Raw genomic sequence first — 14,778 nt, forward strand, 5'->3', positions numbered from 1 at the left:
CAAGAAGGAATACGACGACGTGTCCTCTATTGAACACACACGAAGAAGTGAGGTGAGATGGATCAGTTCTTGCAAGTCGCATTGAACGGCTTGACCTTGGCTGCCGTATATTTTCTGGTCGCGAGTGGGCTGTCGCTCATCTTCGGCCTGATGCGCGTGATCACAATGGCGCACGGAACGAGCTATCTGCTCGGTGGCTACATCGGCTACGTTGTGGTCCGCGCGACCGGCAACTGGCTGTTCGGCGCAATCGTTGCCGCTGCTGCCGTGGGTCTGGTGGGGCTGTTTATCCACCAGGTGCTGATCAAGCGCTTTCAAGACGACGACATGCGCGTCGCCTTGATCACCCTGGGCGTGTCGATCGTGGGGGCGGACTTGATGTTCGCTGTCTTCGGTGGCACGGCAACTCAGGTTCCCGTGCCGGCATGGCTCTCGGTCGGCGTTGACCTCCCGTTCCTGTCCAGCCCATACCCGCTGCTTCGGCTGGTGATCCTTGGTCTTGCCATCGTCATTGGTATTGCTATCTGGCTGGTTATTCAAAAGACCCGATTCGGTTCGATTGTGCGGGCTGGTGTTGATGACAGCGCGATGACCGCAGCAACAGGCGTGTCGATTGGCAAGGTCTTCGCGATCATCTTCGTCGTCGGCTCAGCACTGGCCGGGTTCGCCGGAACTGTGGGCGGGTCGCTGTTTCCCCTGCTGCCTGGTCAAGATGGCACCTACCTGCTGTTCTCGCTTGTCGTGGTGATTGTCGGCGGGATGGGCTCGATTGTCGGTGCGGCAATCGGATCAGTTCTCGTGGGGCTGGTGTCGCAGTTCGCGCTGGTCTACATACCGACCTACTCGCTTGTCGTCACCTTCGCGCTCATGGTGGTTGTGCTCGCCGTGCGGCCTCAGGGTCTGATGGGGAGGAAGGCATGACCGCCATCGATCAGCAAAACGACACGTTCACCGGAGCGTCAAAGCCTCGCCGGCGCTCATACATGTGGATCTTCTGGGTCGTTGTTATCGCTCTGGCGATCGCCTTCCCATTCTTGGTAGACCGCCCGCGATTCTGGGTCTCGAATATCGGTATCAAAAGCCTGTGGCTAGGCATCATCGCGATGAGTCTGGTCTTTCTTAACAAGTACGTTGGGCTGCTGTCTCTCGCTCAGATGACCATGGCCGGAGTTGCGGCCTATGGAGTGGGCTACGCAGCGGTGACGCTGGGATGGTCCGATACGGCATCCATCGCGATCGGGCTGCTGGCTGGCACGCTTGCTGGACTGGTGACCGCTCTCGTCGCTGCCCGCACGAAGGCGATCTACTTCTTGATGATTACGCTCGCTCTCGGGCAAGTGTTCTACTCGTGGGCGTCGCAAGCGATCGAAGTGACTAATGCCCGCCGAGGCCTCGCTCCCATTCCACGCAGCGACTGGGGCTTCATCGACTTCCGCGACCTGAACGTCTTCTACTACACGGTCTTGGCGGCAGCTATTGGGTGCTACCTGCTCTGCCGCTACGTGGCCTCGACGCCGTTCGGGTATGCGCTGCAAGGCATTCGGGACAGCCCAGAGCGCATGAGCGCCCTCGGCTACAGCGTGGTTCGCTACCGAGTCGCCGCGGTGACCTTTGCGGGTTTCATTGCATCGGTGGGCGGGGTGGTGCTGGCCTTCGATCGCTCGCAGGTCGACCCAGACATCGTGAGCCTGGGCGCAACGCTCGACATCCTGGTCGTGGCAGTAATCGGTGGCATCGGCTCGCTTGGCGGGGTCTTCCTCGGCGGGATCTTCCTGACCTTGCTCGACAACTTCGCCGGCGACGTCACCGAGCGCTACCTCACGCTCACCGGACTCATCTTCATCATCGTTCTCTACTTCGCTCCGGCAGGACTGGCAGGCATCGCCGAACAGGTGAGAAACCGACTGTCGAAGCGCAAGAAAACCCATGGCTCCAGCACAGGAGCCGACAATGTCGCGGACGAACCCTCGTCTGCAGCAGAGACCTTTGCTCCCACAGAAGGTCATGCAATCAAGAAAGGAAACAGCAATGAGGCTGACAAACAGTCCTAACAAGAAGTTTCTCGGAGCCATGGCCGTTGCGGCGTCCTCGGCGCTCATCCTCACGGGATGCGCCGGCGGCAGCGACGACTCGTCGGATGGCGGAGACGGCACGCTGACGATTGGCGTTCTCGGTATTACCGAGGGTTCACTCGCCTTCGCGATGGACGAGACCGAGCGCGCGATTGAAATCGCTATGCAGGCATACGGCGGTGACTCCAGCGGCGGTACCGTCGGCGACGTCGAGGTCGAGTTCATCTATGAAGGCACCGACGGAACCAGCGGTACCGCGCAGACCAAGGCCAAAAAGCTTGTCGAGAACGACGACGTCGACATCGTCTTCGGCCCGGTGTCGGGTGACGAGGGTGAAGCCGTCGTGCAGTACGCGCTCACGGTGCCCGAGAAGACTTTTGTGATCTCTGCGGCAAGCCCCGTTGGTCTCACGCTCGAAGGGGCAACGAACGTCTACCGATTCTTCGGCGACTCGGCCATGTGGATGGGCGGCGTGGGCACCTACGCTCACGATGACAAGGGGTACGAGAACATCTACTTGATCGCGGAGGACTACTCGTTCCCGTACGACAACGCGGGTGGCTTCTTCTCAGAGTTCTGTGCCGCCGGTGGCGAAATCACTGGAACCAGCTGGGTGCCGGTAGGAACGACCGACTACGCAACAATCATCTCGACGATTCCCGACGAAACCGACGCGGTGTACGTGGGACTCGGTGGCGCCGATGCGGCCAGCTTCCTCTCACAGGCAGTGACTGCTGGCGTTGCGAAGCCGCTCGTCGGTGGAACGATCGCCGTCGACACGACCGCGCTGTCAGGCGACTCGAACCTCGCCGGCGCTGCAGCGGGAATGATCGCGGGCGGCCCTGTACCGGGTGCTGGCTACGACAACCCGAACTGGGTTGAGTTCTCCGATGCCTACACGGCGCTCACGGATGAATTCCCGAGCCCCGGCATCTTTGCGATCCTGCCCTACAACTCGATCGTTCCGCTGCTCATGGGCATCGAAGCGACGGGTGCTGATCTCGGTGCAGACCAGGCCGACCTGCAGTCCGCGTTGTCGGCGACCGACTGGGACAGCCCCACGGGCAACATCACGGTTGACGAGAACAACCAGGGCATCGTTGACAACTTCATTGTCGAGGTCACCGCCGACGGCGACGCCTTGGGCCTGAACACGATCAGCGAGGCAACCGGAGTCACACAGGGAACGGTCACGTACGACCGCTTCGACACCTGCCCGTAGCAGGTTCAGCCGGGCGGGGTCAATGACCCCGCCCGGCTACTCACACCCACACGAAGAAAGGAGCGGCGATGACGGATCAGACCCCCGCGCTGCGGGTGACTGGACTATCCAAGAGCTATGGCGGGCTCAAGGCAATGCGCCCGATTGACTTGGTAGTGGGAGACGGCGAAAGAGTCAGCGTGATCGGTACGAACGGTGCTGGCAAGTCGACTCTGTTCAATTGCATCGCCGGCACGGTTCCCGCCACGACAGGAACGGTCAACTACTTCGGCCGTGACATTTCAAAACTGTCTGCCGCGCACCGTGCCCGGCTGGGAGTCGCTCGCACATTTCAGACCTCGCAGTTGTTCGACCAGATGACCGCGGCGCAAAACGTTTACGTCGCGCTCGGCGGCCGCGAGTTCACCGGCGGGATGCTCTGGCATGTCACCCGCGACACCCTTCGCTGGGAGCGGGTCGATCGGCTGCTGGCACGAGTGGGCCTTGGCGCGGTTCGCGAGGCGATTGTGGCGGATCTGTCTCATGGCGAGCAACGCCAGCTCGAGTTGGCGATGGCATTCGCTCTGCAGCCCAAGGTGCTGATGCTCGATGAGCCCGCCGCAGGATTCTCGCCCGCAGAGCGAAGCCGGCTTATTCAGATTCTGCGCGAGCTGCCCGCAGAGGTCAGCCTCATTCTTATTGAGCACGATATGGACATCGCTTTGGCCGTCGCGCATCGCGTGGTGGTGATGCACGACGGGGAAAAGATTCTCGAGGGCACACCCGACGAGATTCGCAGCAGCGAACGAGTTCGCGAGATCTACCTCGGAGGTTCCCTCGATGACGTCGCATGAGCCGCTCTTGACAGTGTCAGGACTCAATGTGTCTTACGGACGCGTTCATATTCTTCAAGATGTGGCCTTCGAGATGGGCGCAGAGCCGCTGGGTATGGTCGGCCGCAACGGCATGGGAAAATCGACGCTTGCTCAAGCGCTCACCGGAATGTTGCCGCTGGATTCCGGCAAGATCGATTTTGCAGGAGTTGACATTGCGGGTCGAAAGCCCGCTCAGGTCAACCGAGCAGGTATCGGCTACGTGCCTCAAGGCCGCCGCATCTTTCCATCGCTGACCGTTCACGAACATCTCACCATGGTGGGCGGTGCTCGTTCCCGCCGGTGGAGCGTGTCAGACATCTATGAGCTCTTTCCTCGTCTCGCCGAGCGCAAGCGCAACGGGGGCGCTGAGCTCTCGGGCGGTGAGCAGCAGATGCTTGCGATCGGGCGCGCGTTGTTGACCGATCCGAAGCTGCTGGTCATGGACGAGCCCAGCGAGGGCTTAGCGCCCGCGATCGTGGATCACCTCGCCGACACTTTGCGAATGCTCGTCGCCGAAGGACAGGCGGTGTTGCTGATCGAGCAGAACCTGCGGTTCACAGTTGAATTGTGCCCGCGCGTTCTGGTGATGGTCAACGGACGCATCGCAGCAGACCTTGCGTCTGATGTGCTTGCACATGATGCAGATGCGCAAGCGCGATATCTCGGCGTCGCAGCATCGGATGCGGCCTAGAAGCAACGCCACGGGCCAGCAGAACTAGTCGCCCAATACGTGCTCCGGGTCGTGAAGCACGAGCCGGCGTTTACCCGCGTCGGTGGGGCGTGCGCCAGCCTCAGCCCACCGAAAAAGTCGCGCGGCAGGGGCGCCGACGCGCGTGACTGCGCCGAAGTCGAGGGTCAGTGTGCCTCCCGACTCAAGCTCAGGAAGCAGTTCAGTGAGCACATGCTCGGCATCACCGAATTTGAGGTCGCCGCGAAGGTGTGCCGAGACGTCGTCGTCGGCGCTGTCTCCGGCACGAGAGATCTCCCCTATCGGCGAAAGGGGTTCGGCACGATGCTCGAGCATGTGCAGCCCGAAGCGCTGGCTGAGTTCTTCGAGCATCGCAACGCCGCGCACACTGTTGCCGCGGTCGTTGAGGCGTGGACTGAACGTGCCGATGCCAAACTGCTCAGGTTGCAAGGCGACGATACCCCCGCCGACACCGCTTTTGGCAGGGAGCCCCACACGCACGAGCCACTCGCCGGACGCGTCGTACATTCCGCAGCTGGTCATCACCGCCATGGTCCAGCGTGCGACGTTTTCGCTGACGACCCTCTCGCGGGTGATCGGGTTCACGCCTCCGCCGGCGAGGGTGGCGGCCATGATGGCGAGGTCGCGGGCGTTGACGCCCATTGCACACTGCCGAAAGTATGCGCGCGTGGCAACTTCAGCGCTCGATGCGAGTGTTCCCGCCGATTTGGCGAGGTAGGCGAGGGCGCGATTGCGGTCTCCGGTTTCGACTTCAGATTCGAACACAGCCTCGTCGACGGTGAGTGTGCGTCCAGCGAACGCCGATAGGCCTCGGCGGATCACCTCGAACTTGTCAGCCGCGGTGTCTCCCGTGATGAGCGACGTGGTCACGATCGCACCTGCATTGATCATCGGGTTGAGTGGGCGCCCGGAGGCCTCTTCGAGGCTAATTGCATTGAACGGTTCACCGCTGGGCTCGAGACCGACGTGAGTGGTCACCTCGGCAAGCCCAAGCTGCTCGAGCGCGAGGGCGAACACGAAGGGCTTCGATACCGACTGGATCGTGAACTCAGCGGCGCTATCGCCCATCTCATGTGTCGTGCCGCGCACGCTGGCTAGAGCAATTCCCATTTGGTCTGGGTTTTCTCTCGCTAGCTCTGGAATGTACGAAGCAACTTCACCATCCTTCAGCGATCGCACTCGTTCGAATACGGAGTTGAGTGCGAGATGGAGAGGTTTCGGGCGCTCAGCCGATGGCGAGGAATCTGGATGCTGCGCTCTCCCTTGCGGGGAGGGAGTGTGAGGGGCTTGGTCGCTCGCGGGCATATGGTCAGCTTATGGTGCAGCGGGCATCGTTTCGTGGTTGGCTCTACCCATGCCCGGTCGCCGCCAATCACCCGCTTTTGATGTTCTCGGAACATCACTGAGTGTTTCGGGTGTGCTGGGCGCCGTCGGCATCTTGACCGTCACGGTCGTGCTGGCGCTCGTGCTTCGGCACCTGATTCTGCGGCACTCTCGTCGCCAGAACACCGTGCACTCGTCAACCTAGTACACCCTGTCCCGCCTGGTGATGTACACAGTGCTGGTCATCGGGGTGCTCGTCGCGGTCTCATTCATGGGCGTTTCGATCAGCGAGTTCTCACTGATCGCGGGCGCGGTCGGCGTGGGACTCGGCTTCGGCTTGCAAACCCTCTTTGCCAATTTCATCTCGGGCGTTGTGCTCCTGCTCGATAAGTCGTTGACTGTGGGTGACTTCGTCGAGCTCGAGTCGGGAGTCACCGGCGAGGTGCGCGACATCAAAATGCGGGCGACTGCAATCGTCACAAACGACAACATCGACATTCTTGTGCCGAACTCGGAGTTTGTGAACGGTCGTGTCGTCAACTGGACGCACCGTGATGCGAAGAGGCGCCTGCACGTGCCGTTTGGTGTTGCCTATGGCACCGACAAAGACACCGCGAAGAAGGCAGCGCTCGAAGCTGCCGAGGCGGTGCCGTTTACGTTGGGCCTCGACGGGCCGTTGAGTCCGCAGGTGTGGCTGACCGATTTTGGTGAGAGTTCGCTCAACTTCGAACTCGTGGTGTGGCTCAATCCCGAAGCAACGAAGAGGACAGCGGGGGTCGTTGCCGCCTACAACTGGGCGCTACACGACGCCCTCATCGCGAACGGCATTGAAATCCCGTTCCCTCAGCGAGATCTCAATGTGCGTGGCTTGTTCGGCTTGCACGACAAAGAGGCGCGTAGATCTGCGGGATTCGCTGAGGATTCTTCCCCCTGACCTCGAGTTTTTCCAGTCGGGGGGATGCTCGGGGTCGCTCTAGGCGACGCTATCCGGGTGCGAGTCGATCTCATCGACCGCCTGCGTCATGGATTCGAGAAAGCGCACGATGGCTACCGCGTCATCATCAGAGAGGCCATGAGTAGCATCCATCATCCGCTTGTGCATCTCACCGAGGGTTTTGCGGACCTCATCGTTCGTGCGTTCGGTGGGGTGAAGCACCACCCGGCGCCGGTCTGTGGGGTGAGGGCTGCGCACCACGTGACCAGAGCTTTCGAGTCGGTCCAGGAGGCTCGTCGTAGACGCCGTAGTGATGCCTAGGTAGTTGGCGACTTCGGAGGGCGTGGTGGGAGTGCCTTTGCCGTCTTGGCGCAGAATGAGCCGCAGTGCGAGAAGCTCGTTGTCGCCCATCGCCATCTCATTGCGAGTGCGCCTGCGCATGGCTACGTCAGCAGCACGACAAACACGCATCGCCTCAAGCACGCGGCGTCCTCGTTCGATCTGCTGGTCTCGACCGGTGTCGTACCAGTAGCCGGAACCGGTGGAATCATCGTTCACCATTGATTAAACATATCCCATCTGGCTTATTGCTAGTTTGTCTAGTAGCTTTCTCATCAAGACAAAATCATCCTCTGCGAGGAGTTTCACATGGGCGCGCTCTTCTATGGCAACGACATCGAGCCGATCACCATCCCCGACCACGCTCTTAGTCACCTGAAAGTTCTTTTCGCATCAAAGCTGCGGCGGGGTGAGAGTTTCTCGTTCACCTGGAAGCACACTGCCGATCAGGTGCGTGGACGATCCACGATCTGGATTCATCCGGCGATCCCCATGCGCTTCGTCTTCGAAGAAGAAGCGGCTGCACCATTGGACCAGGAGTTGCTGCAAGATTTCGCGAGACGAGCAAATTCGTCGACTGGTCTCGCGATCGACTTCAGCGAGTTTGATTCTTCAGCTGACATCGAGCGGCGAGGCGATCTCAGACGCGTGGCGTAGCTCGTAGCGCCGCTGAGCCGGTATTCTCGGGCGCGTGAAGGTCGATCTCAAGAAGAGCCTCGACTCGTACCGAGCCAAGGCGAACGTGTTTCGCGTTGTTGACGTGCCTGAGGCGCAGTACCTTGCGATCGATGGTCATGGCGCGCCGCTGAACCCCGAGTTTGCCACCGCGATCGGCGCACTTTACCCGGTGGCGTACGCGATGAAGTTCGCGAGCAAGAACGACCTCGATCGCGACTACGTCGTTATGCCGCTTGAAGGTTTGTGGTGGGCTGATGACATGTCATCGTTCACCACCAATCGCGATAAGTCGCAGTGGGAGTGGACGCTCCTGATCATGGTTCCCGATTGGACCACGCGAGAGATGTTCGATGCGGCAATCGCAAAGATCGCGCGTAAAAAAGATCGGCCGGCCAAGCTTGACGAGGTGCGACTCGAGACGTTCGCGGAATCACGTTGCGTGCAGACGCTGCATGTCGGCTCCTTCGACGACGAGGCGAGCGTGCTCGCCGAGATGCACGATCGGTTCATCCCCGAACACGGATTCGCGATGACGGGAAAGCACCACGAGATTTACCTCAGCGACTTCCGTCGAGTCGAACCCGCCAAGCTGCGCACAATTTTGCGTCAGCCGGTGCGAAACGCCTAGCTCGCTGACGCTCGCGTTGCTTTCGACTGGGGCTATTCAGGCAACGAGGGATGCCGCTCAGAGGCAGCGCGAGAATCTGCCCATCGTCACAGGCTATCTGTCACCAGGTCCCTCAGCGTCGTCGCGGGAGCGAGGCTCGCATCGTGGATGCTGGACTGAACGGCATCGATCCACGCACCCACGTTCTTGCGCGCTTCCGGCGTATCGGGATACCGACAGCGCAAGTGCAGGCCGGTGTCATTCACGATGAACCAGATCATCACGCCGTCGGTGGGGACCACGGCCGATACGTACTGCACTTCGTACTCGGGCGAGACCTGCACAGGCAACCTGCGGGTGTCGAGCCACGAGAACGCGAACATCCCGGGTGTCGCGGGCATGCCGCCGTAGGGCTCGAGGATCGGAGCGAGCGGGTAGGAGCCGAGCGTGATGGCTTCCTTGACCGCTGCCGTTGCCGACTCGGGATCAGCGCACTCGAGGATAGCGTTGGTGATAAACCACCCGACGGAGTCATGCCAGCGAACGTCATGCCTGCTGTGCACGGGAAACACCGCTCGCAACGGCGCACCGGTCATCTCTCGAGTAACCGTCGCGATCAGGCTGACAGCGAGCGAGATCAGTCGAACCCCGTTCAGCTCGGCGCGGGCGGTGAAACGCTGCACTCCTGCGCTGTCGAGCACATCGCGCACTTCAACCACCTCTTGCCGCGCGGTTGAGATATCGCCGAGCGAAAGGGGAAAGACGGGCATCAGGTCATCCCCTGCTGCCAGAAGCTCATGCCAACGCTCAGCGACGCTGGCGGGCGCCGCGGGCATCTGTTCGAGCGCTGCGGTGTGTTCAGCGAATGGCGAGGCAGCATCCATCGGCTCAGAAGATGGATCGAGCTCGATCGTAAGATCGCGCAGGAGCACGAGCAGTGACCACATGTCGACGTGTGAATGGTCGCTGGCGATGACCAGCGCCGGGCGAGGGTCGGATGCTGATTCGTCGGGTTCGATCAGGCAGATTCGGTGCGACGGCGCAGCGAACGGGCGACAATTCGCGTCGAGTATGGCGCGCACAACTTCGCGGGTGGGTGCACCTGCCGGGACGTCGTGCTCATGCCATGCGCCGCTCGTGACGGTGATGCGGTTCAGGGCAAGGGTGCTGCCGTCGAGTGAGAAAGCCGTGCGCAGCGTGTCATGGCGTGCAACGACCGCCATCCACGCCTCGCCGATTGATTGGCGTGTCACATCGGCAGGGAGTCGCGCGGCGAGTGCCATCCACGACCCTGCACGATCGCCTTCGCCGACGTGGCGGCCTTGATCGAACGACACCGGAAGGGCGCCATCGACCGCGCCGTTCGTGATGACGGCGTAGCTGTGCACCCGGCCGTGGGGGAGCACCATTTGGGCGATATTTGTCAAGCGCATTGCGCCGTAGTCTAGGTGCACCGCGTTACACAGCATTTCGCAGAGCGCTCGCTGGAGGATCATGCCCACACTCGACGTCTCGAACGCGCGAATCGACTATGACATCACCGGCGATGCGGGCCCGCTTGTCGTGCAACTTCACGGACTGACATCTTCACGTGCTCGCGACGCGCACATGGGCCTTGACCTCGGGCGTGCTCTTCGTGAACATCGGGTGTTGCGCTACGACGCACGCGGCCACGGCGGCTCTACAGGGTCGAGCGTTGAAGCAGACTACGGCTGGGACGCGCTCGCCGACGATCTGCTGACGCTGCTGGATCACGTCGCCCCTGGGGAACCCGTGCACGCCGTCGGTCCATCGATGGGAACCGGCACATTGCTGCATGCGGCGGTGCGTGATCCCGAGCGATTCAGCACGCTGACCCTCGTCGTGCCGCCCACCGCCTACAAGTCGCGCGTCGCCCAGGCCGAGCACTATCGGCTAGGCGCCTCGCTGATCGAGAGCCATGGGCTGTCAGCGTTTATCGAGTTGGGTGACACCGCTCCTGTGCCGCCGGCGCTCGCCGATGCGCCCCAGAGTGGCCCTGAGATTTCAGATGCGCTGCTGCCCATCGTGCTCCGCGGGGCAGCGGCGACAGATTTCCCTGCCCGCGAAGCCGTTGCCAGCATCGCTACGCCGACGCTGATACTCGCGTGGAGCGGCGACCCTGCGCACCCGGTGCGCACCGCGACACGCCTTCACGAACTCATCGACGGCAGTCGGATTGTGGTCGCCCGCACGCCCTACGGCGTGATGGCTTGGCCCGGCTTATTCGCCGAGCACGTCATCATGGGGGGCGTGGCGGCGCACGGGTAGGTGCACACTGGTTTCATGGGCATCCAGATTCTTCCGCTCGAAGCCGTCGACGAAGTGCACACCGCCTCGCAGGTCCTTGCCGACGTCTGGGGCGGCGACCGCGGCGGAATGCCGCCGAATCTGCTGCGGGCGCTCGCACACTCGGGCAACTACGCGGTGGGTCTCTATGACGAAGGTCGTATGATCGGCGCCTCGGTTGCCTTCTTCGCGGCTCCCGGCGAGCGTTCGATGCATTCGCACATTACCGGAGTCCTTCCCGGTCAGCAGGGGCACGGGCTTGGCCGTGCGCTCAAACAGCACCAGCGCGAGTGGGCGCTTGCCAGGCAGGTCGGCCACATCACCTGGACGTTCGACCCGCTTGTCGCTCGCAACGCGCACTTCAACTTGCGCACTCTTGGTGCACGCGTCACCGAGTATCTCGTAGATCACTACGGCCCGATGGATGACGGCGTGAACCGAGGTGACGAAACCGATCGCATCATGGTCTCGTGGGCACTGGCGTCGCCGCCGGTGCCGACGCCGAGTGACGATCGCGTTGTGACGACGATTCCGATCCCGCACGACATCGAGGAGCTTCGGCGCGTAGACCCCGGTGCTGCTGCTGACTGGCGATTCCGGGTGCGCGAGGAATTCGTCGGCTTGCTTCAGGACGGGCTCGTGATCGGCGGATTCGATGACCAGCACGGCTACCTTGTCGTGGCGCGCTGATGGCTCCGAAGCAACTCGATATCGTTCTCGACCTCTCTGCGCAACGCGAGTCTGAGTTCTTTGACGAGCACCTTCGCGACAGGCTGCGCGCGGTCGGTCAGGTGCGCCGAGTCGAAAGAAGTGAAGACCGTTGCGTCGCCGATGTCGTGATCACTGGCTGGGAATCGCAACGGCTCCCTGACCGCCGCACTGAAGGCGGCACGCTGGGCCTGGTAGCGCATACCGGGGGAACCGTGCGGTTTCTCGTACCGAAGTCGCTCATTGAAGATGGTGTGCAAGTAACGCAGACGGCCGCTGCGATGGCACCGTCGGTCGCTGAACTGTGCTTGATGCAGACCATTTCTCTGCTGCGCGGGTTCCATCTCGTGACCACGCATATGACCGACAGCCGAGACTGGGCGGCGGCGATCGCGGTCCCGACGGGAGATTCGGTCGTTGGCACGCGCATCGGGGTCGTGGGGGCGAGCAGAGTAGGCCGCATCTACATCGCCTACCTTCGAGCGCTCGGCGCCGAGGTGTTGGTGCATGACCCGTACCTATCGGCGGCGGATGCAGAGGCGCTGGGGGTGTGCGCAGCACCACTCGACGACTTGTTCGCAACGTGCAGGCTCGTCGCGCTGCATGCTCCCGTTACCGACGAGACGCGCGGCATGGTTGATGCGCGCAGACTTGCTCTGATCCCTGACGGCGGTGCGCTCATCAACACGGCCCGTGCCGCCCTCGTCGACAGCGCAGCACTTGTCAATGAGCTCCGCAGCGGCCGGATATCGGCGGCTCTCGACGTGTTCGACGAGGAGCCATTGCCGCTCGATGATCCGCTATGGGGTTTGAGCAACGTATTACTCACGCCGCACCGAGGCGCGATCACACGCCAAGCGCAGCTTGCGATGGGCGCAATGGTGGTCGATGAGATTGAGCGATTCGCGCGCGGTGATCAGCTTGTTTCGGTTGTAACCGCAGACCGATACGACACGATGGCGTAGGCGTGCGCATGATGAAACTCTCGTTCAGCACACGCGGCTCGCCCGAGTACACGATCGACCAGATCATTGAGATCGCGTCTGCCAATGGATACGACGGAGTCGAGTTGCGCGCCGCGCAGGGAACCGTAGATCTCACGACGCTCGCGGCATTCTCCGATCGCGAAGTGGCACAGACCCGCGAGAAGTTTGAGGATGCGGGCATCGCGGTGGCATGCCTCGGCTCCAGCGTGCACATCAATGGTCGTGCCGGCGACGCGCTCGACGACCAGATCGAGACGGCAAAGACCTCGTTCGACCTCGCAGCGCGGCTGGGCGCAGGTTTGGTGAGAGTGTTCGCTGGGCCGCCCCCCGAGCACCCGAGACCCGAATCCACCTACGGTGAGGTGGCAGACGGTCTCGCACAGCTCGCTCAACTGGCCGAACAGTGTGAAGTCACGGTGGCCGTTGAGACTCACGGCACGTTGTCGAAGGCGCGCGCGCTCGCCGCCGTGCTTTCCCAGGGGGTACCCGAGACCGTGCGGGTCATTTGGGATGTCATGCACACCGTGCGCGCGAGGGAGCAGCCCTCCGACTCGTACGCGCTGCTTCAGCCGCTCATCGCGCACGTGCATCTCAGGGATGCTGTTAGCGCCGGACCGGCTCATGACTATGTTCTCACCGGCGAGGGCACAATGCCCATCGCGAGCGTTGTCACTATGTTGCAATCGAGTGGCTTCGACGGATTCTTCAGTTTCGAGTGGGAGAAATTCTGGCACCCCGAGATCGCAGAACCAGAGACAGCGATCCCTCAGTTCGCCAGGTATATGCGCAAACTCGAGAGCTGAGGACTTCATTCGCGGCGCCGAGTCAGGGTGTGTCTGGTGTCTGCTGCGCATTGACCGAGGGGCTCCTGCACGCGGCGGGGCGTAGCCTGGCGATATGCCGATTGCTCACCCGTCTGTGCCAGTCACCCTCGAGTCCGTTGAGTTGCGGGTGCTTCACCTGCCGCTCGTGTCACCGTTCACGACGTCTTTCGGCACCGAACACGTGCGTGAGGTGATCGTCGTTCGCGCGGTCACGACTGATGGTGAGGGCTGGGGTGAGATCGTCACCAGCGAGGCGCCGCTGTACTCGAGCGAATACACACACGGCGGCTGGGACGTTGCCCGCCGCTGGCTCATCCCGGCGTTGCTCGCCAAGCGCACTTTCGCTCCAGAAGAGATCCCCGCCATTCTCGAACCCTTCAAAGGGCATCGGATGGTCAAAGCCGGGCTTGAGCTTTCAATACTGGATGCTGCGCTTCGCGCTGAGGGCCGTTCGTTCGGCCAGTACGTTGGGGCAGAGCGCGACATGGTTCCCTCTGGAGTGTCGGTGGGAATCCAGCGTGACCCGCAGGCGCTCGTTGACGCCGTTGCTGGTTACCTCGACGAGGGCTACGTGCGCATCAAGATCAAGATCAAGCCGGGTCGTGACATCGCCGACACGGCTGCCGTGCGCGAGGCATTCGGAACGATTCCGTTTCAGGTCGACGCGAACTCGGCGTACACGCTCGCCGATGTAGAGACCCTCGCCCAACTCGATCAGTTCGACTTGCTGCTCGTGGAGCAGCCACTGCAAGAAGACGACATCGTCGATCACGCCACCCTCGCGCGCCAGTTGAAGACACCGGTGTGCCTCGACGAATCGATCGTGTCGCACAAGGCAGCGATGGATGCGCTGGCGCTTGGCGCAGCATCCATCATCAACATCAAAGCCGGCCGAGTCGGTGGCTACCTTGAGGCCATGAAGATTCACGACCTCTGCCGAAGTGCGGGGATACCGGTCTGGTGTGGAGGAATGCTGGAAACCGGAATCGGCCGCGCCGCGAACGCAGCGCTCGCCGCCCTGCCCGGTTTCGAACTGCCGGGGGACATTTCTGCGTCGGATCGCTTCTACACGCGTGACATCGTGACCGAACCTGCTGTGCTCGAAGGCGGACACGTTCGCGTGCCGACCGGTCATGGCCTTGGCATCGAGATCGATCACTCCGCACTCGAAGACTTCACCGTGGCGCGTGAGGTCGTCACGGCTTAGCAATCGAA

General features: G+C 62.0%; 17 protein-coding genes. 14 read left to right on the plus strand and 3 right to left on the minus strand.

Features of this window, described 5'->3' with window-relative positions:
- The first annotated feature begins 57 nt into the window (after positions 1-57).
- The 5 genes from AB0O81_RS09430 to AB0O81_RS09450 all read left to right on the plus strand — a co-directional run bounded on the left by AB0O81_RS09430 (position 58) and on the right by AB0O81_RS09450 (position 4,839).
- Positions 58-921, plus strand: coding sequence for a branched-chain amino acid ABC transporter permease (locus tag AB0O81_RS09430; protein ID WP_363583567.1), 864 nt, complete (start codon positions 58-60; stop codon positions 919-921).
- Entirely contained in the window at positions 918-2,051 is a 1,134-nt protein-coding gene (locus tag AB0O81_RS09435) for a branched-chain amino acid ABC transporter permease (RefSeq protein ID WP_363583569.1), read from the plus strand. Before AB0O81_RS09430 ends, AB0O81_RS09435 begins: the two co-directional genes overlap by 4 nt.
- Positions 2,029-3,294 carry an ABC transporter substrate-binding protein gene (locus tag AB0O81_RS09440; RefSeq protein WP_363583571.1) on the plus strand — a complete coding sequence of 422 codons (1,266 nt, stop codon included), beginning with the start codon at positions 2,029-2,031 and terminating at the stop codon, positions 3,292-3,294. Before AB0O81_RS09435 ends, AB0O81_RS09440 begins: the two co-directional genes overlap by 23 nt.
- Before the next feature lie 68 nt (positions 3,295-3,362).
- Positions 3,363-4,127: an ABC transporter ATP-binding protein gene (locus tag AB0O81_RS09445; protein ID WP_363583573.1), complete on the plus strand. Its 765-nt coding sequence runs from the start codon at positions 3,363-3,365 to the stop codon at positions 4,125-4,127.
- Positions 4,114-4,839: an ABC transporter ATP-binding protein gene (locus tag AB0O81_RS09450; protein WP_363583575.1), complete on the plus strand. Its 726-nt coding sequence runs from the start codon at positions 4,114-4,116 to the stop codon at positions 4,837-4,839. The genes AB0O81_RS09445 and AB0O81_RS09450 overlap by 14 nt, the downstream gene beginning before the upstream one ends.
- Positions 4,840-4,863: 24 nt before the next feature.
- Here AB0O81_RS09450 and glsA read toward each other — a convergent pair whose 3' ends face one another.
- A complete protein-coding gene (gene glsA, locus AB0O81_RS09455) occupies positions 4,864-6,162 on the minus strand; it encodes a glutaminase A (RefSeq protein ID WP_363583577.1) in 1,299 nt (432 codons plus the stop codon).
- A gap of 49 nt (positions 6,163-6,211) precedes the next feature.
- Here glsA and AB0O81_RS09460 point away from each other — a divergent pair, with 49 nt between their 5' ends.
- Positions 6,212-6,385: a hypothetical protein gene (locus AB0O81_RS09460; protein ID WP_363583579.1), complete on the plus strand. Its 174-nt coding sequence runs from the start codon at positions 6,212-6,214 to the stop codon at positions 6,383-6,385.
- A 21-nt stretch (positions 6,386-6,406) separates the two neighbouring features.
- Positions 6,407-7,114, plus strand: a complete 708-nt coding sequence (locus AB0O81_RS09465) for a mechanosensitive ion channel domain-containing protein (protein WP_363583943.1) — start codon at positions 6,407-6,409, stop codon at positions 7,112-7,114.
- 39 nt (positions 7,115-7,153) lie between these two features.
- On the opposite strand, the gene AB0O81_RS09470 is transcribed toward AB0O81_RS09465, so the two are convergent.
- Positions 7,154-7,675, minus strand: a complete 522-nt coding sequence (locus AB0O81_RS09470; RefSeq protein ID WP_363583581.1) for a MarR family transcriptional regulator — start codon at positions 7,673-7,675, stop codon at positions 7,154-7,156.
- An 87-nt stretch (positions 7,676-7,762) separates the two neighbouring features.
- On the opposite strand from AB0O81_RS09470, the gene AB0O81_RS09475 reads away from it, so the two are divergent.
- Together AB0O81_RS09475 and AB0O81_RS09480 are read left to right on the plus strand one after the other, a co-directional pair.
- Positions 7,763-8,110: a hypothetical protein gene (locus AB0O81_RS09475; RefSeq protein ID WP_363583583.1), complete on the plus strand. Its 348-nt coding sequence runs from the start codon at positions 7,763-7,765 to the stop codon at positions 8,108-8,110.
- A 34-nt stretch (positions 8,111-8,144) separates the two neighbouring features.
- Complete coding sequence (locus tag AB0O81_RS09480; RefSeq protein WP_363583585.1) at positions 8,145-8,759, plus strand: GyrI-like domain-containing protein; 615 nt, start codon at positions 8,145-8,147, stop codon at positions 8,757-8,759.
- Between the two features lie 86 nt (positions 8,760-8,845).
- Here the strand turns inward: AB0O81_RS09480 and AB0O81_RS09485 are convergent, their stop codons facing one another.
- Positions 8,846-10,171, minus strand: a complete 1,326-nt coding sequence (locus AB0O81_RS09485; RefSeq protein WP_363583587.1) for a peptide synthetase — start codon at positions 10,169-10,171, stop codon at positions 8,846-8,848.
- Positions 10,172-10,232: 61 nt separating this feature from the next.
- On the opposite strand from AB0O81_RS09485, the gene AB0O81_RS09490 reads away from it, so the two are divergent.
- The 5 genes from AB0O81_RS09490 to menC all read left to right on the plus strand — a co-directional run bounded on the left by AB0O81_RS09490 (position 10,233) and on the right by menC (position 14,770).
- Entirely contained in the window at positions 10,233-11,027 is a 795-nt protein-coding gene (locus AB0O81_RS09490; protein ID WP_363583589.1) for an alpha/beta hydrolase, read from the plus strand.
- A gap of 15 nt (positions 11,028-11,042) precedes the next feature.
- Positions 11,043-11,735: a GNAT family N-acetyltransferase gene (locus tag AB0O81_RS09495; protein WP_363583591.1), complete on the plus strand. Its 693-nt coding sequence runs from the start codon at positions 11,043-11,045 to the stop codon at positions 11,733-11,735.
- Complete coding sequence (locus tag AB0O81_RS09500) at positions 11,735-12,718, plus strand: hydroxyacid dehydrogenase (RefSeq protein WP_363583593.1); 984 nt, start codon at positions 11,735-11,737, stop codon at positions 12,716-12,718. The genes AB0O81_RS09495 and AB0O81_RS09500 overlap by 1 nt, the downstream gene beginning before the upstream one ends.
- A gap of 8 nt (positions 12,719-12,726) precedes the next feature.
- The gene (locus AB0O81_RS09505; RefSeq protein WP_363583595.1) at positions 12,727-13,542 is read left to right on the plus strand and encodes a sugar phosphate isomerase/epimerase family protein; all 816 of its coding nucleotides are present in this window, start codon (positions 12,727-12,729) and stop codon (positions 13,540-13,542) included.
- Positions 13,543-13,636: 94 nt separating this feature from the next.
- Positions 13,637-14,770, plus strand: a complete 1,134-nt coding sequence (gene menC, locus AB0O81_RS09510; protein WP_363583597.1) for an o-succinylbenzoate synthase — start codon at positions 13,637-13,639, stop codon at positions 14,768-14,770.
- Positions 14,771-14,778 lie beyond the last annotated feature (8 nt).

The sequence above is a fragment of the Microbacterium sp. NPDC076911 genome (assembly GCF_040687125.1).
GTDB lineage: Bacteria > Actinomycetota > Actinomycetes > Actinomycetales > Microbacteriaceae > Microbacterium.

Excerpts from the sequence above, each read along its gene's own strand:
- AB0O81_RS09430 (WP_363583567.1), top strand. The coding sequence starts at position 58 with ATGGATCAGTTCTTGCAAGTCGCATTGAACGGCTTGACCTTGGCTGCC.
- AB0O81_RS09435 (WP_363583569.1), top strand. The coding sequence starts at position 918 with ATGACCGCCATCGATCAGCAAAACGACACGTTCACCGGAGCGTCAAAG.
- AB0O81_RS09440 (WP_363583571.1), top strand. The coding sequence starts at position 2,029 with ATGAGGCTGACAAACAGTCCTAACAAGAAGTTTCTCGGAGCCATGGCC.
- AB0O81_RS09445 (WP_363583573.1), top strand. The coding sequence starts at position 3,363 with ATGACGGATCAGACCCCCGCGCTGCGGGTGACTGGACTATCCAAGAGC.
- AB0O81_RS09450 (WP_363583575.1), top strand. The coding sequence starts at position 4,114 with ATGACGTCGCATGAGCCGCTCTTGACAGTGTCAGGACTCAATGTGTCT.
- glsA (WP_363583577.1), bottom strand. The coding sequence starts at position 6,162 with ATGCCCGCGAGCGACCAAGCCCCTCACACTCCCTCCCCGCAAGGGAGA.
- AB0O81_RS09460 (WP_363583579.1), top strand. The coding sequence starts at position 6,212 with ATGCCCGGTCGCCGCCAATCACCCGCTTTTGATGTTCTCGGAACATCA.
- AB0O81_RS09465 (WP_363583943.1), top strand. The coding sequence starts at position 6,407 with ATGTACACAGTGCTGGTCATCGGGGTGCTCGTCGCGGTCTCATTCATG.
- AB0O81_RS09470 (WP_363583581.1), bottom strand. The coding sequence starts at position 7,675 with ATGGTGAACGATGATTCCACCGGTTCCGGCTACTGGTACGACACCGGT.
- AB0O81_RS09475 (WP_363583583.1), top strand. The coding sequence starts at position 7,763 with ATGGGCGCGCTCTTCTATGGCAACGACATCGAGCCGATCACCATCCCC.
- AB0O81_RS09485 (WP_363583587.1), bottom strand. The coding sequence starts at position 10,171 with ATGCGCTTGACAAATATCGCCCAAATGGTGCTCCCCCACGGCCGGGTG.
- AB0O81_RS09490 (WP_363583589.1), top strand. The coding sequence starts at position 10,233 with ATGCCCACACTCGACGTCTCGAACGCGCGAATCGACTATGACATCACC.
- AB0O81_RS09495 (WP_363583591.1), top strand. The coding sequence starts at position 11,043 with ATGGGCATCCAGATTCTTCCGCTCGAAGCCGTCGACGAAGTGCACACC.
- AB0O81_RS09500 (WP_363583593.1), top strand. The coding sequence starts at position 11,735 with ATGGCTCCGAAGCAACTCGATATCGTTCTCGACCTCTCTGCGCAACGC.
- AB0O81_RS09505 (WP_363583595.1), top strand. The coding sequence starts at position 12,727 with ATGATGAAACTCTCGTTCAGCACACGCGGCTCGCCCGAGTACACGATC.
- menC (WP_363583597.1), top strand. The coding sequence starts at position 13,637 with ATGCCGATTGCTCACCCGTCTGTGCCAGTCACCCTCGAGTCCGTTGAG.